Origin of the sequence: Serratia sp. (in: enterobacteria) (genome assembly GCF_051654945.1) — a bacterium.
Lineage (GTDB): Bacteria > Pseudomonadota > Gammaproteobacteria > Enterobacterales > Enterobacteriaceae > Chania.
In genome coordinates this window covers 157,168-177,385 of the sequence record NZ_JBOFZA010000073.1, presented here as the reverse complement: position 1 = coordinate 177,385, position 20,218 = coordinate 157,168, and the positions used below count along the sequence as shown (strand labels likewise).

19 protein-coding genes and 1 tRNA gene are annotated in these 20,218 nt (G+C 54.1%); 13 read left to right on the top strand and 7 right to left on the bottom strand.

What is annotated here, in order from left to right:
- Positions 1-264: 264 nt before the first annotated feature.
- Entirely contained in the window at positions 265-864 is a 600-nt protein-coding gene (locus ACRDCA_RS15300; RefSeq protein ID WP_438690289.1) for an HD domain-containing protein, read from the bottom strand.
- Positions 865-993: 129 nt separating this feature from the next.
- On the opposite strand from ACRDCA_RS15300, the gene ACRDCA_RS15295 reads away from it, so the two are divergent.
- From ACRDCA_RS15295 to ACRDCA_RS15285, 3 genes are all read left to right on the top strand, one after another.
- Positions 994-1,419: an organic hydroperoxide resistance protein gene (locus ACRDCA_RS15295; protein ID WP_438690288.1), complete on the top strand. Its 426-nt coding sequence runs from the start codon at positions 994-996 to the stop codon at positions 1,417-1,419.
- A 222-nt stretch (positions 1,420-1,641) separates the two neighbouring features.
- Positions 1,642-3,336, top strand: coding sequence for a kdo(2)-lipid A phosphoethanolamine 7''-transferase (eptB, locus tag ACRDCA_RS15290; protein ID WP_438690287.1), 1,695 nt, complete (start codon positions 1,642-1,644; stop codon positions 3,334-3,336).
- 124 nt (positions 3,337-3,460) lie between these two features.
- Positions 3,461-3,537 (top strand) — tRNA-Pro (locus ACRDCA_RS15285).
- A gap of 149 nt (positions 3,538-3,686) precedes the next feature.
- Here the strand turns inward: ACRDCA_RS15285 and ACRDCA_RS15280 are convergent.
- Both ACRDCA_RS15280 and ACRDCA_RS15275 read right to left on the bottom strand, forming a co-directional pair.
- Positions 3,687-4,043: an HVO_A0114 family putative DNA-binding protein gene (locus tag ACRDCA_RS15280; protein WP_438690286.1), complete on the bottom strand. Its 357-nt coding sequence runs from the start codon at positions 4,041-4,043 to the stop codon at positions 3,687-3,689.
- Positions 4,044-4,131: 88 nt separating this feature from the next.
- Positions 4,132-4,194, bottom strand: a complete 63-nt coding sequence (locus tag ACRDCA_RS15275; RefSeq protein ID WP_438690296.1) for a hypothetical protein — start codon at positions 4,192-4,194, stop codon at positions 4,132-4,134.
- A gap of 878 nt (positions 4,195-5,072) precedes the next feature.
- On the opposite strand from ACRDCA_RS15275, the gene dppA reads away from it, so the two are divergent.
- The 7 genes from dppA (at position 5,073) to ACRDCA_RS15240 (ending at position 12,173) form a co-directional block, all read left to right on the top strand.
- The gene (dppA, locus tag ACRDCA_RS15270) at positions 5,073-6,680 is read left to right on the top strand and encodes a dipeptide ABC transporter periplasmic-binding protein DppA (protein WP_438690285.1); all 1,608 of its coding nucleotides are present in this window, start codon (positions 5,073-5,075) and stop codon (positions 6,678-6,680) included.
- Between the two features lie 160 nt (positions 6,681-6,840).
- Positions 6,841-7,860, top strand: a complete 1,020-nt coding sequence (dppB, locus tag ACRDCA_RS15265; RefSeq protein ID WP_029987210.1) for a dipeptide ABC transporter permease DppB — start codon at positions 6,841-6,843, stop codon at positions 7,858-7,860.
- Between the two features lie 11 nt (positions 7,861-7,871).
- Positions 7,872-8,774 (top strand): dipeptide ABC transporter permease DppC, encoded by a 903-nt coding sequence (gene dppC / locus ACRDCA_RS15260; protein ID WP_438690284.1) that lies wholly within the window; start codon positions 7,872-7,874, stop codon positions 8,772-8,774.
- 14 nt (positions 8,775-8,788) lie between these two features.
- Positions 8,789-9,769 carry a dipeptide ABC transporter ATP-binding protein gene (dppD, locus tag ACRDCA_RS15255; protein ID WP_025119040.1) on the top strand — a complete coding sequence of 327 codons (981 nt, stop codon included), beginning with the start codon at positions 8,789-8,791 and terminating at the stop codon, positions 9,767-9,769.
- Entirely contained in the window at positions 9,766-10,755 is a 990-nt protein-coding gene (dppF, locus tag ACRDCA_RS15250; RefSeq protein ID WP_438690283.1) for a dipeptide ABC transporter ATP-binding subunit DppF, read from the top strand. Before dppD ends, dppF begins: the two co-directional genes overlap by 4 nt.
- 322 nt (positions 10,756-11,077) lie before the next feature.
- Positions 11,078-11,380, top strand: coding sequence for a hypothetical protein (locus ACRDCA_RS15245; RefSeq protein ID WP_438690282.1), 303 nt, complete (start codon positions 11,078-11,080; stop codon positions 11,378-11,380).
- A 160-nt stretch (positions 11,381-11,540) separates the two neighbouring features.
- Positions 11,541-12,173, top strand: a complete 633-nt coding sequence (locus ACRDCA_RS15240; RefSeq protein WP_438690281.1) for an RES family NAD+ phosphorylase — start codon at positions 11,541-11,543, stop codon at positions 12,171-12,173.
- Between the two features lie 37 nt (positions 12,174-12,210).
- On the opposite strand, the gene ACRDCA_RS15235 is transcribed toward ACRDCA_RS15240, so the two are convergent.
- The 4 genes from ACRDCA_RS15235 to bcsE form a co-directional block, all read right to left on the bottom strand.
- Entirely contained in the window at positions 12,211-12,885 is a 675-nt protein-coding gene (locus ACRDCA_RS15235) for a hypothetical protein (RefSeq protein ID WP_438690280.1), read from the bottom strand.
- Between the two features lie 161 nt (positions 12,886-13,046).
- On the bottom strand, positions 13,047-14,699 hold the full coding sequence (gene bcsG / locus ACRDCA_RS15230) for a cellulose biosynthesis protein BcsG (protein WP_438690279.1): 1,653 nt from the start codon (positions 14,697-14,699) through the stop codon (positions 13,047-13,049).
- A 2-nt stretch (positions 14,700-14,701) separates the two neighbouring features.
- Positions 14,702-14,899: a cellulose biosynthesis protein BcsF gene (gene bcsF / locus ACRDCA_RS15225; protein WP_438690278.1), complete on the bottom strand. Its 198-nt coding sequence runs from the start codon at positions 14,897-14,899 to the stop codon at positions 14,702-14,704.
- Positions 14,896-16,458, bottom strand: coding sequence for a cellulose biosynthesis protein BcsE (gene bcsE / locus ACRDCA_RS15220; protein ID WP_438690277.1), 1,563 nt, complete (start codon positions 16,456-16,458; stop codon positions 14,896-14,898). The genes bcsF and bcsE overlap by 4 nt, the downstream gene beginning before the upstream one ends.
- Before the next feature lie 193 nt (positions 16,459-16,651).
- Between bcsE and bcsR the strand changes: the two genes are divergently transcribed.
- From bcsR to bcsA, 3 genes are read left to right on the top strand one after another with little or no spacing between them, the layout of a single operon-like run.
- Positions 16,652-16,846, top strand: a complete 195-nt coding sequence (gene bcsR, locus ACRDCA_RS15215; RefSeq protein ID WP_438690276.1) for a cellulose biosynthesis protein BcsR — start codon at positions 16,652-16,654, stop codon at positions 16,844-16,846.
- A gap of 3 nt (positions 16,847-16,849) precedes the next feature.
- Positions 16,850-17,587 (top strand): cellulose biosynthesis protein BcsQ, encoded by a 738-nt coding sequence (bcsQ, locus tag ACRDCA_RS15210; RefSeq protein WP_438690275.1) that lies wholly within the window; start codon positions 16,850-16,852, stop codon positions 17,585-17,587.
- A complete protein-coding gene (gene bcsA, locus ACRDCA_RS15205) occupies positions 17,584-20,187 on the top strand; it encodes a UDP-forming cellulose synthase catalytic subunit (RefSeq protein ID WP_438690274.1) in 2,604 nt (867 codons plus the stop codon). Before bcsQ ends, bcsA begins: the two co-directional genes overlap by 4 nt.
- Positions 20,188-20,218: the final 31 nt, after the last annotated feature.

Genomic DNA, 20,218 nt, shown 5'->3' with positions numbered 1-20,218 from the left:
CCGCCCCAGAATAGTGAGAAGGATAAAAATAGTTAATGCACTGAAAATGTTAGGAAAAGAGTACAGTAATATGGTCATGGGATGTTGACCATATTACTGGGGATCACTCAGCCCACAGGGAGAGGGGACCGATCGAGTTGGCTAATTGTTTTGCGTAATGCCTTACCCTTTTTGTTTCTGACTCCCCACTTACCGAAGGTGTTCCAGGACCAACCGAGCACTCCGGATAGATCCCTCGCCCTTTGGGAGGGCTGGGGGGATTTGTTATATCACGTCGTTTTCCTGGTAGCGCTGCCGGGCACGCTCAAACCAGCGGGCCGGAACGTTATGCGGGGGCAGCAGCAGCGTTTGCAAACCCTGCTCGATGATATAGCTGGCCTGCCGCCACAGCTCTGGGTCACCTTCGGTCAGCACTTCCAGCAGGCGCTGCTTTTCCACCAGATAGGTTTTGGCGAAGTGGCTATCGTATTGCAGCAGGGAACGGGTGTTGTCGATCAAATCTGCCAGCTTGATGGTTTTGGCCTGTGGGGAGGCGCTGGCGCTGTGCTGACGATCGCGGTTTTTGCGTTGATAGCGATTATCCGTGCTGCCGACGCTGACGTTGGTCAACATCTCCACCAAGCCAGCAACCTGCGCGCCAAAATGGCTTTCGATATCGGCCAGCGTAGACGGGGTGTCTTCTACGGTGTCATGCAGCCAGGCGGCGGCCAGCATCTCTTCGCTGTGTGGCACGCTGCTGACAATCTCCATCACCGCCTGCGGATGCACAATATACGGGTCGTTAGTGTATTTGCGGCGCTGATCGATAGCTCCATGCGCTTTGGTGGCATAGCGGCGGGCGCGTTCAGCCAATCTGTCCGTCATCTGTTGATTCTCTTCGTTACCCGATAGATAAAACGTAGCATACCGTGCTTAACGTAAGTTGTGTGAACCCGGGCTTCGTGCAGAATGGTCTACACTGGATCGGGTCACCAACCCGAAAAGGAACCAACAATGTCTATCGAGAAAGTGGTTTATCGCGCCCATGCCAAGGCAACCGGCGGCCGAGATGGCCGTGCAATCTCCTCCGACGGCGTATTGGACGTGAAATTAGGCGTGCCGAAAGAAATGGGTGGAGCCGGTGGGGAAGTCACCAATCCGGAACAACTGTTTGCCGCAGGCTACTCGGCCTGTTTCCTGGGGGCTCTGAAGTTTGTTGCCTCTAAGGAAAAGGTCAAAATTCCTGCCGAAGCTTCTATCGAGGGTACCGTCGGTATCGGTGAAATCCCTAACGGCTTTGGTATCGAGGTTCAGTTGGATATCAACCTGCCAGGCATTGAACGCAGCGTTGCGGAAGATCTGGTGAAGAAAGCGCATGTGGTCTGCCCGTATTCCAATGCCACGCGCGGCAATATCGATGTCACCCTTAACATTAAGTAATGTTTCCTGCCCAACATCCGTGAAATAGGGGGACGACGCTCCCCCAACCTCTCAGGCTTTCTCCCCGCAATTTCCCGCACAAAAGTGGCAAAAAATGCCTGTTTGGTGCGATTTTTCTTGATTCTGTCACTCAGATTAGTGCTTATTGCCCATCGGCTGAACCTGAGGGCATATCGACTGTCTCAAGGTGTCAGAACTTGAAGCCCGGAGCCACTGCGTTACATGAACAAAGTTAAATCGCTATCACAGCAGAATTTATCGTTATTGTTAGCGATCTATATCGGCATCTTTTTAAACCTTTCCGTTTTCTATCGTCGCTTTGATTCTTTTGCGCACGGCATTCAGGGGATCAAGGTTGTTTCTGCGGTGACGGAAGTGATCGCCATCGTCCTGTTCACCTTCTTTATCATGCGGCTGGTATCCCTGGGGGGCCGGCTGTTCTACCGTATCGTTGCCTCTTTGCTGGTGTTGATCTCCGTCGCGGCCAGTTACTACATGACGTTTTTCAACGTGGTGATTGGCTATGGGATTATCGTTTCGGTGATGACCACCGATATCGATCTCTCCAAAGAAGTGATCGGGCTTAACTTTGTGCTGTGGATGATCGTGGTCAGCGCCTTGCCGTTGCTGTGTATCTGGAGCAACAACCTGCGCGATACCCTGATAGAGCAGATGAAAACGCCGGGGCAGCGGATGAAGCCACTGCTGATCATGCTGGCGGTAGTGGCCCTGGTATGGCTGCCGTTGCGTACCCTGGATAAAGAGCAAAGCGCCCAGGAAAAGATCACCAATATCGATCTGCCAAGCTACGGTGGCGTGGTTGCGCACTCTTATCTGCCTTCCAACTGGCTTTCGGCGTTGGGGCTGTTTGCCTATACCCGCTACGATGAAAGCACCGATGCGGCCAACATGTACGATCCGAGCAAGCACTTCACCTATGTTGCACCCGAGGGTATCGATGATACCTATGTGGTGTTTATCATCGGTGAGACGACCCGCTGGGACCATATGGGCATCCTGGGCTATGAACGTGATACCACGCCTAAGCTGTCGCAGGAGAAAAACCTGGTGGCGTTCCGGGGCGAATCTTGCGATACCTCCACCAAGCTTTCGTTACGCTGCATGTTTGTGCGCGAACATGGCACCTCGGATAACCCGCAACGTACGTTGAAAGAGCAGAATATCTTCGCGGTACTTAAAGAGTTGGGTTTCACTTCCGAGCTGTTCGCGATGCAGAGCGAGGTGTGGTTCTACAACAATACCGATGTGGATAATTATTCGTTCCGTGAAATGATCGCCTCTGAGAAGCGTAACGACGGCAAATCGGTGGACGACATGTTGCTGGTGGATGAGATGAAAGAGTCGCTGGCTCGCTACCCGAACGGCAAACATCTGGTGATCCTGCATACCAAGGGCTCGCATTACCTCTATTCGCAGCGCTACCCGCGCAGCTTTGCCCGCTATCAACCTGAATGTATGGGTGTTGATGAGTTCTGCTCCAAGGAGCGCTTGATTAACGCCTATGACAACTCGGTGCTGTATACCGATACCTTTATCGACAGTGTGATCGATCAGGTGCGCGATAAGAAAGCCATCGTGTTTTATGCGGCTGACCATGGTGAATCCATTGGTGAGAACTCGCATCTGCACGGTACGCCGCGTGAAATGGCTCCGCCGGAGCAGTTCCGCGTGCCGATGATCGTCTGGGCTTCCGATAAATTCCTTGAAAACCCGCAGCATCAGAGTGCGTTTGAACAGTTGCAGGCCCAGCAGCGTGTTGGCCAACCCCATCGCCACGTTGAGTTGTTTGACTCTATCCTCGGCTGCCTGGGTTACACCTCGCCAGACGGCGGTATTGTTGAGAGCAATAACTGGTGTCATATTCCGCAGAGCAAAGCGGCAGATAAAGGGCTGTAAGCCGGAGCAGAAAGGCCATATCCGCTCAGATACTGGCCTTTCTGACGTTTTTCACACCACTTGATATGCCGTGGTGAAAAAGAGATTGACGCCTATACGGCCCGGCAGTAATATGCGCCCGCATCGGCGAGTAGCGCAGCTTGGTAGCGCAACTGGTTTGGGACCAGTGGGTCGGAGGTTCGAATCCTCTCTCGCCGACCACATTCAAGAAAGCCCGCTTTTAAAGCGGGCTTTTTTACGTCTGGAGTTTGGGGTCAGTTCACATGCAGCGCCCCTACGTAGCGCCACATTAGCTGCCAACGACGCTGAACTGGCTCCCTCGCCCTTTGGGAGAGGGTTGGGGTGAGGGGTTAGGCCGCTTTGCCAATGAAAAAATCGAAATGTATCTCATCATAGTTAAATACGATTTTCGATCCTGCTTTCTCCAGCACCTCTGCATTCAGCAACGCCTGCACATCGGTATGCACGGCTTTAAAGTCTCTGTTCAACCGGCGAGATAGCTCACGAATAGACATCGAACCCGCCCCCGTCATGCAGTGAATAATTGCCAGCCGATTGGTATTCAGCAGAACATAGGTCAGCGTTTCAATATCTGGGAAAGTCAGCGTGCTACCCATATCTTCGCCTGTCAGTGCCTTGGCAAAATCTTGTTTAAGGGAGCCGATAGCCTGTTGTGGCGACATGATATTAACAATTAAGGTGCGCATGGCTTCCTCCTGAGCAGGTTGACTTCAGCGATAAAGCTATTGACCAAACTATTAACGTTGATGAACTTGATAGCCGTTTCCGTTAAGCCTAATGCTGGTGGTCGCCTTTGCCTGCCTCATTATCATATCGCAGCAGACATTCACCCTTCACAACATAAGCCAAGCGGTACTTGTAGCTGTGCTCACTCCCTTTGACGGCTGGCTACACTTGCCATACCACCAAACTCAGCAGACTGTCGGCATCAAGCCAAATGCGCCGCTTCATCATCAGCGTTGCAGGCATATCACATTCCTTGTTGATGTTCACGCTACCATCAGGATTGGGTTGATGTCAATAACGACATCAATTTTACCTGACAGGCCATTCACTTTTACTTAATGGCTAAAATTGAATGTCATTTGACGTTGATGAAAGGCATTCGTTGAAAATCTGCGAATCGATTCGCAAAAGCTTTTCAGGTCGAAAGGGTCATCCCCCTATTTTTGGAAGCAGCCAAGCGAAATAGTGATAAATCCCGCATTGCCAACCCCCCCAATCCCGCTCCCTCTTTTGGGTAGTGCCTCAGCATTTCCTCCTGTCTTTTAGCTAGATCACAAAAATAACCGTTCAGATATTCATCATTCAGCAACAATCTTTTTTGGTTTTTTATTGGAGCTTCATGCTGGCTAGTGATTGATAACTGGTTCATGACGCTGAGGTGTGGGCTATAGCACAAGTTTTAATGCTGTAAATGTTGCTGAAAGGTTTTTTTTATGTTTGCTTGCTGTTTCTCACAGTCTAGGTAAATCCCCACAGGTTATATTGACGGCACCCCAAACAGTTGGCAATTTGGTACCCTCAGGGATAAGAGCGAGAGGTGTATGAGTGAATTTCACGCGCTCAAACGCCCTGCCAAGATGCGTTCCATCCGGCATTCTCGCGCTGTTATTTCCCCCTGCCTTCGGGCACCGACCGCACAGGCCGCGTAACAAAAAATATAGGCTCTGGCGGTAATACACACACACCACATCACATACGGAGCACTAGCGATGACAAGTTCCTTGGGTAAATCAGGGATTCTGAAATTCGGTATCGGCCTGATTGCGCTGACCGTTGCGGCCAGCGTGCAGGCAAAGACGCTGGTTTACTGTTCTGAAGGTTCTCCTGAAGGGTTTAACCCGCAGTTGTTCACCTCAGGCACCACCTATGATGCCAGCTCAGTGCCAATCTATAACCGCTTGGTTGAGTTCAAATTGGGCACTACCGAACTGGAACCCGGTCTGGCAGAAAAATGGGACGTCAGCGAAGACGGTAAGACCTATACCTTCCACCTGCGCAAAGGCGTGAAGTGGCAAAACACCAAAGACTTTAAACCTACCCGCGATTTCAATGCCGACGACGTGGTCTATTCCTTCCAGCGTCAGCTCGATCCGAACCACCCTTACCACAAGGTTTCTGGCGGCAGCTATGAATACTTCCAGGGTATGGGCATGGGCGACTTGATCAGCAAAGTCGAGAAAGTGGACGACAACACCGTTCGCTTCACGCTGACCCGTCCAGAATCACCGTTCCTGGCTGACCTGGGTATGGACTTCGCTTCCATTCTGTCTGCGGAATATGCCGACAAGATGATGAAAGCCGGCACGCCAGAGAAAGTGGACCTGAACCCAGTGGGTACCGGCCCGTTCCAACTGGTGCAGTACCAGAAAGATTCCAAAATCCTCTACAAGGCCTTTGACGGTTTCTGGGGTACCAAGCCGAAGATCGATCGCCTGGTATTCTCCATCACGCCAGATGCCTCAGTACGTTACGCCAAACTGCAGAAAAACGAGTGCCAGGTCATGCCGTACCCGAACCCGGCTGACATCGCTCGCATGAAGCAGGACAAAACCATCAACCTGATGGAACAGCCTGGTCTGAACGTGGGTTACCTGTCGTTCAACACCGAGAAGAAACCGCTGGATAACGTGAAAGTGCGTCAGGCACTGACCATGGCGGTGAACAAACAAGCCATCGTTGATGCGGTTTATCAGGGGGCGGGTCAACCTGCCAAGAACCTGATCCCACCAACCATGTGGGGCTACAACGACGAAGTCAAAGACTACGCGTACGATCCTGCCAAGGCCAAAGAACTGCTGAAAGAAGCGGGCATGCCAGACGGTTTCTCCATCGACCTGTGGGCGATGCCGGTACAGCGTCCGTATAACCCGAACGCACGCCGTATGGCTGAGATGATCCAGTCCGATTGGGCGAAGATTGGCGTCAATGCCAAGATCGTCACCTACGAGTGGGGCGAATACCTCAAGCGTGCCAAAGACGGTGAGCATCAGACCGTGATGATGGGTTGGACCGGGGACAATGGGGACCCAGACAACTTCTTCGCCACGCTGTTCAGCTGCGCAGCCGCCAAAGATGGTTCCAACTACTCCCGTTGGTGCTACAAGCCGTTTGAAGATTTGATCCAACCGGCCCGTTCCGAAGCGAATCACGACAAGCGCGTCGAACTCTACAAGCAGGCTCAGGTAGTGATGCACGACCAGGCTCCGGCGCTGATCGTTGCTCACTCCACCGTTTACGAGCCAGTGCGTAAAGAAGTGAAGGGCTATGTGGTCGATCCGCTTGGTAAGCATCACTTTGAGAACGTTTCTCTGGACTAAGCCGTAAGGCTGGTTAAAGAGCTGGGTGAGTTAATTTGCAGGGGCGCAATACGTTGTGCCTCTGCATTCCCGTCTCCAGAAGAATGTCGTGAAGCGTGTGAGTTTTAATAAGCCTGGCGGACGATGAGCTGCCGGGCACTTTATACAGAGAGTTCGGGATATGTTGCAGTTCATACTCCGACGTTTGGGGTTAGTTATCCCAACGTTTATCGGCATAACGTTGCTGACTTTTGCATTCGTCCATATGATCCCCGGCGATCCGGTGACCATTATGGCCGGGGAACGCGGGATCTCCGCAGAGCGCCATGCACAACTCATGGCAGAGATGGGGCTGGACAAACCGCTCTATCAACAATATTTCACTTACGTAACCAACGTGCTGCATGGCGATTTGGGTACGTCCCTCAAGAGCCGTATCTCCGTGTGGGAAGAGTTTGTTCCCCGCTTCAAGGCGACCCTGGAACTGGGCGTGTGCGCGATGCTGTTCGCGGTGATAGTCGGTATTCCGGTGGGGGTGCTGGCGGCCGTCAGACGAGGCTCGGTGTTTGACCATACCGCCGTGGGGATCTCCCTGACCGGCTATTCGATGCCGATCTTCTGGTGGGGCATGATGCTGATCATGCTGGTTTCGGTGCAGCTCAACCTCACGCCCGTATCGGGGCGAATAAGCGATACGGTATTCCTCGATGACAGCCTGCCGCTGACCGGCTTTATGCTGATTGACACCCTGTTCTGGGGTGAGCCGGGTGATTTCACCGACGCCGTGATGCATATGATCCTGCCTGCCATTGTGCTGGGCACCATCCCGCTGGCGGTTATCGTGCGTATGACCCGTTCCTCGATGCTGGAAGTGCTGGGTGAAGACTATATCCGTACCGCGCGCGCCAAGGGCGTGAGCCGTATGCGGGTGATCGTGGTGCACGCATTGCGTAACGCCTTGCTGCCGGTAGTGACGGTGATCGGCCTCCAGGTTGGCACCATGCTGGCCGGGGCGATCCTGACTGAAACCATCTTCTCCTGGCCGGGGCTTGGCCGCTGGCTGATGGATGCGTTGCAACGCCGTGATTACCCGGTTGTTCAGGGCGGCGTATTGCTGGTCGCCTGTATGATTATTCTGGTTAACCTGCTGGTAGACGTGCTCTACGGCGTCGTTAACCCGCGTATTCGCCACAAGAAATAAGGGGCGCTCTGATGTCTCAAATTACCGAGTCTGTAGTGAAAGGTGCGCCGAAGCCAATGACCCCGTTCCAGGAGTTTTGGCACTATTTCAAGCGCAACAAAGGGGCCGTTGTTGGCCTGGTTTATATCGTCATCATGCTGGTGGTTGCCGTAGGGGCCGGGTTCCTGGCTCCACACGCGCCCGCCGAACAGTTCCGTGATGCGCTGCTGAGGCCTCCTGTCTGGGAGACTGGCGGTAGCTGGAAGTTCCTGCTGGGTACCGACGACGTGGGTCGCGATGTGCTGTCGCGCCTGATGTACGGTGCCAGACTTTCGCTGTTGGTTGGCTGCCTGGTGGTGGTGCTTTCGCTGGTCATGGGGGTGATATTCGGCCTGCTGGCCGGTTACTTCGGTGGCGTAGTGGATGCCATCATCATGCGCGTGGTCGATATCATGCTGGCACTGCCAAGCCTGCTGTTGGCATTGGTGCTGGTGGCGGTATTCGGTCCATCGATAGTTAACGCCTCGCTGGCGCTGACCTTTGTTGCCTTGCCGCACTATGTTCGCTTGACCCGCGCCGCGGTGCTGGTGGAAGTGAACCGCGATTACGTGACGGCTTCCCGCGTGGCGGGTGCTGGGGCGGCGCGTCAGATGTTCGTCAATATTCTGCCAAACTGCCTGGCACCGCTGATCGTGCAGGCTTCTCTCGGTTTCTCGAACGCCATTCTGGATATGGCCGCTCTCGGCTTCCTGGGTATGGGTGCGCAACCGCCAACGCCGGAGTGGGGCACCATGCTCTCCGACGTATTGCAGTTTGCGCAAAGTGCCTGGTGGGTGGTGACCTTCCCAGGGGTGGCCATTCTGCTGACGGTGTTGGCCTTTAACCTGATGGGGGACGGCTTGCGTGATGCTCTCGACCCCAAACTCAAGCAGTAACAGAGGAAGAGAGAATGGCGTTATTAAATGTAGACAAGCTTTCGGTGCACTTCGGTGACGAAGGTGCGCCGTTCCGCGCGGTAGACCGAATCAGCTATAGCGTAGAACAGGGCCAAGTGGTTGGCATCGTGGGTGAATCCGGCTCCGGTAAATCCGTCAGCTCGCTGGCGATCATGGGGTTGATCGATTTCCCCGGCAAGGTAATGGCCGAGAAGCTGGAGTTCAACGGCCAGGATCTGCGGAAAATCTCGGAAAAAGAGCGCCGCCAACTGGTGGGTTCTGAAGTGGCGATGATCTTCCAGGATCCGATGACCAGCCTGAACCCGTGCTATACCGTGGGCTTCCAGATTATGGAGGCGCTGAAGGTGCACCAGGGCGGTAACCGCCGCACCCGCCGCCAACGCGCTATCGACCTGCTCAATCAGGTAGGTATTCCCGATCCGGCCTCGCGGCTGGATGTTTATCCGCATCAACTTTCCGGCGGGATGAGCCAGCGTGTGATGATCGCCATGGCGATCGCCTGCCGGCCTAAGCTGCTGATTGCGGATGAACCAACCACCGCGCTCGACGTGACCATTCAGGCGCAGATCATTGAACTGCTGCTCGAACTGCAACAGCGCGAAAATATGGCGCTGCTGCTGATCACCCACGATCTGGCGCTGGTGGCCGAAGCGGCGCACCACATCATCGTGATGTATGCCGGGCAAGTGGTGGAATCGGGCAAGGCGGTAGAAATTTTCCGTTCGCCGCGTCATCCATACACCCAGGCTCTGCTGCGCGCATTGCCAGAATTTGCTACCGACAAGGCGCGTTTGGCCTCGTTACCTGGCGTGGTACCGGGCAAATACGATAGGCCGGAAGGCTGTTTGCTGAACCCGCGTTGCCCGTATGCTACCCAACGCTGTCGCGAAGAAGAGCCGGAACTGCGCAGCATTCCCGGCCGTCAGGTTAAATGTCACACACCGCTGGATGATGCGGGGAGGCCGACCGTATGAGCCAGAACCACCCTTTATTGCAGGCCATTGACCTGAAAAAACACTATCCGGTCAAGAAGGGGATGTTTGCCCCGGAACGGCTGGTAAAAGCGCTGGATGGGGTTTCCTTTACCCTTGAACGTGGCAAAACCCTGGCGGTGGTGGGGGAGTCTGGCTGTGGCAAGTCCACGCTAGGCCGTCTGCTGACCATGATCGAAGTTCCTACCGGTGGTGAACTGTATTATCAGGGGCAAGATCTGCTTAAGCCGGACGTGACGGCAGAGAAGCTGCGCCGCCAGAAGATCCAAATCGTGTTCCAGAATCCTTATGGATCGTTAAACCCACGCAAGAAGGTGGGGCAGATCCTCGAGGAGCCGCTGTTGATCAACACCCCGCTGAGCCGCGCCGAACGGCGTGAGAAAGCGCTGGAGATGATGGCGAAGGTGGGCCTGAAAACCGAGCATTACGACCGTTACCCGCACATGTTCTCCGGCGGCCAGCGTCAGCGTATCGCTATTGCGCGTGGGCTGATGCTTAACCCGGACGTGGTGATTGCCGATGAACCGGTTTCTGCACTGGACGTGTCGGTACGTGCTCAGGTGCTGAACCTGATGATGGATCTGCAACAGGATCTGGGGCTGTCTTACGTGTTTATCTCCCACGATCTGTCGGTGGTCGAGCACATTGCCGATGAAGTGATGGTGATGTACCTCGGCCGCTGCGTGGAGAAGGGCAGCAAAGATGCCATCTTCAACAATCCGCGCCATCCGTACACTCAGGCACTGCTGTCCGCTACGCCGCGCCTGAACCCGGATATGCGCCGTGAGCGTATCAAGCTGACCGGTGAACTGCCAAGCCCGATGAATCCACCGCCGGGCTGTGCGTTTAACGCCCGCTGCCGCCGTGCCTTTGGCACCTGCACTCAGCTGCAACCGCAGCTTAAGCAGTATGGCGATCAGATGGTGGCTTGCTTTGCCGTTGACCAGGAAGAAACTGCGGGGTCTTGAGACTCCTGCTCGCACACCTAGCTTGGTTTATAACGTTGGGGCGCGGCATGCTGTGCCCGGTTTTGTTATCAATCCAACGCCGGTAGCGATACCGGCGTTTTTTTATTGTGGTACTCCAATCTCACCGCGTAGAGGCGCTGCATGCTGCGCCCATTTGCCTCAGCAATATTGCCACTTTGTTATCAATCTGATGTGACACATTCAATAATTATCTAGAACATGAGGTTGGCTATGCTGCTTCCATTGCGAACTTATCGTTGGTTTGGTAATAATGGTCTCTTTCGCACCATGCAGTTACGCCAGAATTCAGGGAGTGAATGGCATGAAAGACATTATTGTGTTACTCGTTGTCGGTATTGTGTGTTTTCTGTTTATTGTTGCCAGATTACGCAATGGGAACACGTTAAAAAACACGCCCTTTTATTGTTTATGTGTATCATTTATTTCAATCTTAGAGATAACCGACGCCATTTATGTCCCTTATTCATACCGTCATAATGCTTTATATAATAATGATGAATGGTTTCCCTATGATTATTATCATATTGCAATATGGGGAGTGGTATTGGCGACGGCATTTTTCTTATTGGCCCACTCATTTTTAACGCGTAAGTCGTCGCGGTAACGCCAAGACTATATTTTGTGAAATGAGTGTTGGTAATCATATGATTAATGTTGAAATAATACTGACTGTGAGTGGCTTGAATAGACAGTAATACCCATTTTCATGGTCCCCCTGATGCTGATTTCAAATGCATGCTAACCCAATGATCCCAAGGTAGGTAATGATGATTATAGAATATGAGGATATTTTACATGATCGTCTAAAAGAAATTATGGGCCTGGAGGCGCAGGGCGAGCTGCGGGTAACGAAGCTGATCTCAGTAGGAGCAGGTTATTATAAATTACAAGATCAGCATTATGGCGGAAACGGTGTCTTTTTTAACCCCAATAGCGAGAACCGTTTCTCGTTGCTCGATAAGTCTAAATGGCCGATATATCTGGCTGAGTCGCCTCATACCGCGTTTAGTGAGTTCTATCAGGATGAGGAGTTTATTGATTATTCGGATTTTACCACGAACTGTATGGTGGAAATCTCGGTGCAAAAGCCGCTCAAGGTCTTTGACGAAACTCGGCTGGCTCCGCATTTGAGGATCTCCGTCGGGGATCTGATGGGGCCAAGATCTGTCTATATTTTCACCCAAAAACTGTCGAAAGTGCTGGCTGAGCATGCAGATGGACTAGAGTATTTGTCCCGGCATAATGGGCAACCCTGTGTGGTACTTTGGTCCGATAAACTCGATGGGGGTGGGATATTGTTAACGACATCAGTGACTAGACTGAATCAGTATGAACACCAGGGGAAAACCGCCAGGCAGATCCTCAAGTCCGAATGTAACTTACGAATTACAGGATAAATCAGGGCAAGCAGTGTCAAGTATGACTGCCAGCGTTTTAAACCGCGTTGTTGGTTCCGAAGTTGTCCGCCAGAATGCGCAGATGCACCATTTCTTGCTCTGTAGCGCCCCGTCGTAATACATCCAGCGCTGTCGTCTTTTCTGCGCAACCGGGCATCTCAATTTTTCGGGTGAAGAAGTTGCATTTACGTACGCTGCTTACATTATGCGTGATCCGTGCCAGTAACTCCTGTAAGCCTTTCAGCATCCCATTATCACTAAATCTTTCATCGATAGAAAACTGAAATACTGGATACAACTTTTCGGCCCCCCACTCTAATACAATGAGTTTATTATGTTTTCCGTATTTATGAATAGTGGGAACCGATAAACCCAGCAGTCCTTTGACGGTCGTGGATTTATGGACACCGCCGTATTTTTCCAGGCTATTTAAAAATGCCAGCCGAGCTTCGGCATATTCTTCCTGCTTGCTTTTTTCCACGTTGGTGTTGTTTATCACCGACTGTGTGAGTGCCAGAATTTTCAGTTCTGACCAAAATTCACCATCGGACAGAGTGAGCAGTGACAGCAGCTTCTCTCCCTCCACGCTAGCGAGTGCCTCGACAAATTTTTTGCCGACGTTATCTATGCGTGTCTGGATCAGTGCTTTTTCGGTGTGATCGGGGTTGAACCGGAGAGCACGAGCGCTTTTGTTCATGGTCATTGCCGTCATGATGACCTCGTCCCAAGTATTTAAGATTTACATAGTATGATGATAAATTAAATCTTAAATACGAGCAAGTTTTGAACATTAACAAAGCGGATGATAAATTGACGGCAAATCTAGCCAAACAAAGAAGAGCCTCTAGCCGCAAAACTAGAGGCCCCCACCGCTTACTGAGGATAAGGCACCCAATCCCCACCGTTAAGGCGAATATACGCCTTGCCCTGATACTGCATCACGATGGCATTATCATTCTCAGAGATCATCGCCGTCTGCGGCAGGTTCTGGGTCAGCACTTGCCAATCAACGCTTGGCGCGGTGAATACCTTGCCATCCACCAGGCGGGAAACCAGTTCGGACAGCGCCAGATAGCTGCTCGGCGCTTTAATCTCCAACGGGCTGCCCTGATGCGGAGCCTGCATCCCGATCAGCTTGATGCCAACCGGCGTATGGGTGATATTCAGGCTGGGGATGTCGCGCAAGCCCGACATCTGCATTTTATCACCTGCCAGCGCCGCGCCGTGCTCTGGCACGATCACTACCATCACCTTGCGCCCGGATTTCTGTAGCTGGTCCAGGAAGGTGTTCAACTGATCGAACAACTTCTGCGCCCGGGGCTGATAATCGGCCGTCTTTTTACCCCCGACAAAGCGGTTACCATCATGTAATGGAATGATGTTGAAGAAGGTCGCGGTACGCGCTTCGGACCCCTTTTGCTGCTGTTCGAGCCAACGGTTGAGCAGTTCCAGATCGTTGTAGATCGGTTCCCCGTCGAAAGAAGCCAGTTCATTGCCGATCCCCGCTTGAGACATCAGCGGAGCCTGTATATCACCTTGTTCGCGTAGCTCTTTCAGGAAGTCACCGAACACGCCGGAGTGATCCAGCATCAGTTGTTCTTTGAAGCCTAGCTTGGCCAGATTATCAAACAGGTAGCACTGCTGATTGGCGGGTTGGTACAGATCGTGGTGAGAAGGTTGGCCACAACTGGCGCGTAACAGGCGGATTGCCGCCGGGCCGCTATAGGCGGTGGCCGAGTTGAAGTTGGTGAACATGATGTCCATCTTGGCCCACAGCGGGTGGTTGCGCAGATTGACGGCATCCAGATCGGCCCAGGCCAGCGAACAGATGTTGATGATCAGCACGTCAAACGGCTGGGCATCGGCGGGCAGGGCAGTAGGGAAGGTAGTCGCTCTGGCTTTTTCCTGTTCGTAGAACTTATCCAGGTAGGCTGTGAGGTTGGCATTGGTCGGTGGGCCATTATCCGCTGGTTGATCGCCTGCGGGCGCAGCGGTGGCGGGTAACGATGCTGTATCCGAACCCGTTGCTGTGCTGGCTGCGGGCAGCAAGGATACCGCCGGGCCAGCAATGTTGACCACGTTCAACCATACCAATGCCGTTACGGTAAACACCGTAACGCGTATCCATTGGGCCAGGAACAAATAGGCAATCAACAGCACGAAGCCGGCGCCAATCATCTGCCAGTTGATAAAGCGGTTGGTCAGTTCTAGCAGATACTGCGCGCTGAAACCGGTGAGCTGCGAACCCTGGCTGAGAATACTGTTAATCCCCGGCAGCCAGGTGTCGTGGTAGAACAAACCGATACCGATAGGAATGGCGATCAGGTGACGCCAGCGGTGCCACCTTGGCGACGGGATCGGCATCAGCAGAAACGCCATAAACACCAGGTTGGGCAGTGCATGGAAGTTCAGATAGCCGAACCACAGCAGGCCGAATTTGGCCAGGAAATAGAAGTTCCAGCCGCCCAGACCGCGCCAGTAACGCCATAAGTTATTGCCGGATTGCGTTTTTTTCTCGTCGCTCATGGTTATTTTTTACGCTTGATTTGAGAGGTGGAACCTGCGCGTACCCATAGCCCTGCCGACTTTAAATAGCGCGGTGATAACAACAAGTTTTGCCAGGATCGAGACCAGTTGGGAAAACGCCGGTGCAGCAGGTAGCCCGTTGGAATAAACACTATGGCGCACAGGATCACCAGTTGTACGATATCGCTAATACCGATCATGGTTGTTTCTCCAGCCCATAGCTTAAGAGTGTGAAGGGTACCGGCTCACGGCGTTCGGCCTGCTGATCACGTGCTGCGGCAGTCATTTTGGCAACGGCTGGTTGCGGCGTGGCGGCGGGCAGCGAGAATTCGATTTGCTGCCTCAATAGCCTGATTTTATCGATAATATCCACATCCTGGTGCCAGACTACCCGATTGCTGAACGCCTCGCTGACCGGAAGGCGGAAGATGAACTTTAGCGCAGTATCCAGATCGTTAATCCGGCAGGTGGAAAGGAACAGGAACAGCCGATTCTGCGCCACGGTCATGACATCGCCAAACCGGCGTAGGTGGCATAGCGTCATCGATTGTTGAGCGCTCAACCCAGGAGCGGGGCGCAGCGCGACCATCACCCCTTTGCCATCTTCCGGCAACAGGGTGTTGTCCATCAGCGAAGTCACCGCCCGGCTAAAATCTTCCGGCGGTAGGTAGCCTTTCAGTTGCAGCGGCCGTAGCCCGGTCAGCAGGGTATCGATGTCTGCCGGTATGTGTCGCGATAGCCGCTGGCCCTGAATCCCCTCCAGCATGGTTAAAAAGTTGGAAAGCGGTGCCACATGGGGCACGATCAGATTGGCACCGCAGGCTAGCAGCAGGCGTTCGTCGCTGTAGCGCAGGCTGGCGCTCATCTCGCGCACCACAATTTTTAACCCGTCGCCCCTGCTGCGGCGCAGGTTATGGATCTGATGGGCCAACTCGTCAATTTCGTCACTTTGATACAGAGCGAAGATCAGCGTGGCGGCGATGGTCAACATGCCGCGTTGCATCAGCTTGGTATTGTTCTCAAACAGTTGCCAACTGGCTGAGAGCGGAGGGGCCCCCTCCAGAATTCGCTTTTCTGCCAGACACAGGCTTTCGTCATTGCGCTCCGGGGTCGGGGAGGGCTGGTCGCTGTCATCTGCCCCTTGCCAGCCTTCCGGGCCTTCGGAGAGGGTGAACAATTGATTGGCGTTGATGCCGTTACCCGTACTCCACCAGTGCACCAGATACTGGGCACTGCTTTGCAGCCCTTGCAGGCTGGCCAGGCCGTTGAGAATACGGTGCTCGGCGGCTAGCTGGCCTTTGAGTTTATTTACGCCGCTACCGTGGCTGAGGATCACCAGCGTGCACTGCTGCTGGTGTAGCCATTTGCCAAGCCGGGCGGCCCAGGTGCGTAGCTCATCACTGGTAAAGGTCTGCCACAGGCTGGCGTGGGCCAACAGGATCAGCAAGCGGTGGGTGGGCTTCAGCTCACGCATCAGGTCATCGCTCAGGTGCAACAGCGCCGCCTTTTTTTCCGGCAAGCTATATAAGGGAACCTTGTTGATCGCTGAGGTTAGGGGCGTTGCCAATAATCTGTCGGCCTGGTCGCCGCTGCAAATCAGCGCTAGCTGGGTACTTTCGGCCTGGGCTGCGACGATCTGCCGGCAAAACAGGTTGGCATCGCTCTGGCGATCGATATTCACCCAGTACAAACCTGGGGATTGCATAACCGACAATTCTTGCCAAATACGTCGGATACCTAATGAAAATGAGTGCGCCATGGATTTATTCTACTTTCGTTGAAAGTGTCGTAGACCAACCAGATCTGGTCACATTAGAATCGTAACGTTAAAGTTATCATAGCAAATCTGTCCGCAGGGGCGATATTATCCGTTAAGATTCATCTTATTGACCCCGTTTTTTCCGAACATTGCTATAGTCATCTAACATTAGCCTATTTTATGAGGCGGCAAGATGAATAATGATGCGTTGAGCAGCTTTCAGGCGAAAGCTCCGGTGGAACTTCAGGACGATCTGCAGGCCTTAAGCCACGCCTTTTCGTTGCCAAAGTTAAACTATATCGATATTTCACGCCAGGAACGGCTAGCACAAATGATGGCCCGCTGGCCGCTGTTGGCGGAGCTGGCCAACAAGACGGGGAGTGTTTGAGTTATGCCGGTTATTGCGCTGCAAGGGGTTCGGGGCGGTCTTGGCACCACGTCAGTCACTGCGGCATTGGCCTGGGCGTTACAGCAACTGGACGAGCCAGTGTTGGCTATCGACTTATCGCCGGATAACCTGCTGCGATTGCACTTTAATACGCCTTTTGAACTGGACCGTGGCTGGGCTCGCGCCGAGCTGGACGGCACCGGTTGGCAGCAAGGGGCGATGCGTTACTGCAAAAAACTCGATTTTCTACCATTTGGTCGGTTAAATGCGGCGGAGCGGTTAAAAATTCGCCATTCAGAGAGTGGCACCGCGCAACGTTGGCAGGATTTTTTGGCGCAGTTACGCGCCTCTGGGCACTATCGCTGGATCCTGCTGGATATCCCGGCAGGTGATGACCCCCAGATTGAACAGTTGCTGACGCTGGCCGACCAGGTTTTCCTGTTGCTTAGCCCCGATGCCAATTGCCATGCGCGCCTGCATCAGCAACCGCTGCCTACGGGCTGCCACCTGCTGATTAATCACTACTCCTCGGCCAGCCCGCTGCAACAAGACCTGCATCAGCTGTGGTTGCAAACGCTGGCAGGCTTGCTGCCGTTGGTGATCCATCGTGATGAGGCACTGGCGGAAGCGATGGCGGTCAAGCAGCCGTTGGGAGAGTATCGGCCAGAAAGCCTGGCGGCTGACGAAGTGCTGACGCTGGCCAACTGGTGCCTGCTTAACCTGCAGGATGCCGAGGTATGAGCAGGGTATTGAGCCTGCTGCTGGTGCCGCCTGTTCACCGGGCGGTGCAACAACGCTATCGTGCTTATCGCCGCGCAGGCGCTCCGGCATTTACCGCTGGCCTCACGACCCTGATGGTGGCTATCGGTTGGCTGTTGCTGCGGTTTGAATCTCCTGCTTGGCAAAAGGTGCAGGCAGGCCAACGCTATTGGTTCCCCCATATCTCCCCTCATCGCCCACGCCCGGCCGACACGCTGCGCTATTTTTTACAGGGTTTTTGGCTGTTGCTGACGCGCAGCGGCCCGGCCCCGATGGGGCGTTCCTACTTTGCCGGCTGGCACCGCTTGCAGTTGCGCTATGCCAACTGGTTACAGAGTTTACCGCAGCGCTTGCAGGGTGCCGGTATGGAAGAGCGCACGGTACAGCGTCTCAACCGGATGAATCACCGCGTACGCCGGGTGCTGTTTACCCTTGCGGCCATATTGGCTGGGTTGCTGGCTTTGCTGTGTATTTCCCAGCCCTTTGAACTACCCGCCCAGTTTATTTTCGTCCTGCTGCTGTGGTGCATTGCCATGGTGGTGCGCCGCATTCCGGGGCGGTTGCCCAGCCTGATGCTGATTGTGCTGTCGCTGACGGTTTCCTGCCGCTATCTGTGGTGGCGCTATACCTCAACGCTGAACTGGGACGACCCGCTCAGCCTGACCTGTGGCCTGTTGCTGCTGGCGGCGGAAACCTACGCCTGGGTCGTGCTGGTGTTGGGCTACTTCCAGACCGTGTGGCCGTTGAATCGCCAGCCGGTGCCCATGCCTGCCGATAGCAACACCTGGCCGACCATCGATCTGATGGTGCCAACCTATAACGAAGATCTGGGCGTAGTGAAGCCCACCATCTACGCGGCGCTGGGCATCGACTGGCCGAAAGATAAAATCAATATCTATATTCTTGATGATGGTAACCGGGCCGAGTTTAAAGCCTTTGCCGCAGAGGTCGGGGTGAAATACATTGCCCGGCCGACCCATGAGCATGCCAAAGCGGGCAATATCAACAATGCGCTGAAGTACGCTACCGGTGATTTTGTCGCCATCTTCGACTGCGACCACGTTCCCACACGCTCATTCCTGCAACTGACCATGGGTTGGTTCTTTAAAGACAAGAAGCTGGCGATGCTGCAAACGCCGCACCATTTCTTCTCGCCCGATCCGTTTGAACGTAACCTGGGGCGGTTCCGCCAGACGCCGAACGAAGGCACGTTGTTCTACGGGCTGGTGCAGGACGGCAATGATATGTGGGATGCCACCTTTTTCTGCGGTTCCTGTGCCATCCTGCGCCGTACGGCGTTAGATGAGATCGGCGGTATTGCAGTGGAAACGGTGACCGAAGATGCCCATACCTCGCTGCGCCTGCACCGCCTTGGCCACACCTCGGCCTATATCCGTATTCCGCAGGCCGCCGGGCTGGCAACGGAAAGCCTGTCCGCCCATATTGGCCAGCGTATTCGTTGGGCGCGCGGCATGGTGCAGATCTTCCGGCTGGATAACCCGTTGCTGGGTAAAGGGCTGAAGTTTGCCCAGCGCCTGTGCTATGCCAACGCCATGCTGCACTTCCTGTCCGGTATTCCACGCCTGATCTTCCTGACCGCACCGCTGGCGTTTCTGTTGATGCATGCCTACATCATCTTCGCGCCTGCGTTGGCGATTGCGTTGTATGTGCTGCCCCACATGATCCACGCCAGCCTGACCAACTCACGCATACAGGGCAAATATCGCCACTCTTTCTGGAGTGAAATTTACGAAACCGTGCTGGCCTGGTATATCGCCCGGCCAACGACCGTGGCGCTGTTCAACCCGCATAAAGGCAAGTTCAACGTTACCGCCAAAGGCGGGCTGGTAACGCAAGAGCACGTCGATTGGGTGATCACCCGGCCTTACCTGCTGCTGGTGATACTCAATCTGGCCGGTCTGGGATTTGGCGTGTGGCGCTTTTTCTACGGTCCGACGGACGAGATGATGACGGTGGTCATCAGCCTGGTTTGGGTGATCTACAACATGACCATACTGGGTGGGGCGGTTGCGGTGGCGGTGGAGGCCAGGCAGGTGCGGCAGTCGCATCGCGTGGAGATTGCCATGCCTGCGGCGGTAGCCCGGGCCGACGGTCATCTGTTCCCCTGTACGCTGCGCGATTACTCCGACGGTGGGGTAGGTATCGAAATGCGCGTGCCGGATCAATTGCAAGAGCATGACCAGATTTCGCTGCTGCTTAAACGTGGCCAGCAGGAGTTCAGCTTCCCCTGCGTGGTGACGCGTTCCCATGGCCGTTCGGTGGGGATCCGCCTGGTCAAACTCTCAACGCGCCAACATATCGATTTTATTCAATGCACCTTTGCCCGGGCCGACACCTGGGCACTGTGGCAAGACGGATTCCCGGAAGACCGGCCGGTGGAAAGCCTGCGGGATGTCCTGATGTTAGGTTTCCATGGCTACCGGCGCATGGCGGACTATGCGCCACCAATGATGCGCAGGCTCCTGGTTGGCCTGACGTCGCTGGCAACCTGGATCCTGTCATTTATTCCGCATGGCGTAGGAAGAGATCGCGCTCCAACGGCCCAAGAGACTGTGGCATAGGCTGTGTATCGTAACTGCCGGTTCGCCAGCC

What these genes read in the sequence shown, in the direction of transcription:
- ACRDCA_RS15300 (WP_438690289.1), bottom strand. Translation starts at nt 864, where the DNA reads ATGACGGACAGATTGGCTGAACGCGCCCGCCGCTATGCCACCAAAGCG.
- ACRDCA_RS15295 (WP_438690288.1), top strand. Translation starts at nt 994, where the DNA reads ATGTCTATCGAGAAAGTGGTTTATCGCGCCCATGCCAAGGCAACCGGC.
- eptB (WP_438690287.1), top strand. Translation starts at nt 1,642, where the DNA reads ATGAACAAAGTTAAATCGCTATCACAGCAGAATTTATCGTTATTGTTA.
- ACRDCA_RS15280 (WP_438690286.1), bottom strand. Translation starts at nt 4,043, where the DNA reads ATGCGCACCTTAATTGTTAATATCATGTCGCCACAACAGGCTATCGGC.
- dppA (WP_438690285.1), top strand. Translation starts at nt 5,073, where the DNA reads ATGACAAGTTCCTTGGGTAAATCAGGGATTCTGAAATTCGGTATCGGC.
- dppB (WP_029987210.1), top strand. Translation starts at nt 6,841, where the DNA reads ATGTTGCAGTTCATACTCCGACGTTTGGGGTTAGTTATCCCAACGTTT.
- dppC (WP_438690284.1), top strand. Translation starts at nt 7,872, where the DNA reads ATGTCTCAAATTACCGAGTCTGTAGTGAAAGGTGCGCCGAAGCCAATG.
- dppD (WP_025119040.1), top strand. Translation starts at nt 8,789, where the DNA reads ATGGCGTTATTAAATGTAGACAAGCTTTCGGTGCACTTCGGTGACGAA.
- dppF (WP_438690283.1), top strand. Translation starts at nt 9,766, where the DNA reads ATGAGCCAGAACCACCCTTTATTGCAGGCCATTGACCTGAAAAAACAC.
- ACRDCA_RS15245 (WP_438690282.1), top strand. Translation starts at nt 11,078, where the DNA reads ATGAAAGACATTATTGTGTTACTCGTTGTCGGTATTGTGTGTTTTCTG.
- ACRDCA_RS15240 (WP_438690281.1), top strand. Translation starts at nt 11,541, where the DNA reads ATGATGATTATAGAATATGAGGATATTTTACATGATCGTCTAAAAGAA.
- ACRDCA_RS15235 (WP_438690280.1), bottom strand. Translation starts at nt 12,885, where the DNA reads ATGACGGCAATGACCATGAACAAAAGCGCTCGTGCTCTCCGGTTCAAC.
- bcsG (WP_438690279.1), bottom strand. Translation starts at nt 14,699, where the DNA reads ATGAGCGACGAGAAAAAAACGCAATCCGGCAATAACTTATGGCGTTAC.
- bcsF (WP_438690278.1), bottom strand. Translation starts at nt 14,899, where the DNA reads ATGATCGGTATTAGCGATATCGTACAACTGGTGATCCTGTGCGCCATA.
- bcsE (WP_438690277.1), bottom strand. Translation starts at nt 16,458, where the DNA reads ATGGCGCACTCATTTTCATTAGGTATCCGACGTATTTGGCAAGAATTG.
- bcsR (WP_438690276.1), top strand. Translation starts at nt 16,652, where the DNA reads ATGAATAATGATGCGTTGAGCAGCTTTCAGGCGAAAGCTCCGGTGGAA.
- bcsQ (WP_438690275.1), top strand. Translation starts at nt 16,850, where the DNA reads ATGCCGGTTATTGCGCTGCAAGGGGTTCGGGGCGGTCTTGGCACCACG.
- bcsA (WP_438690274.1), top strand. Translation starts at nt 17,584, where the DNA reads ATGAGCAGGGTATTGAGCCTGCTGCTGGTGCCGCCTGTTCACCGGGCG.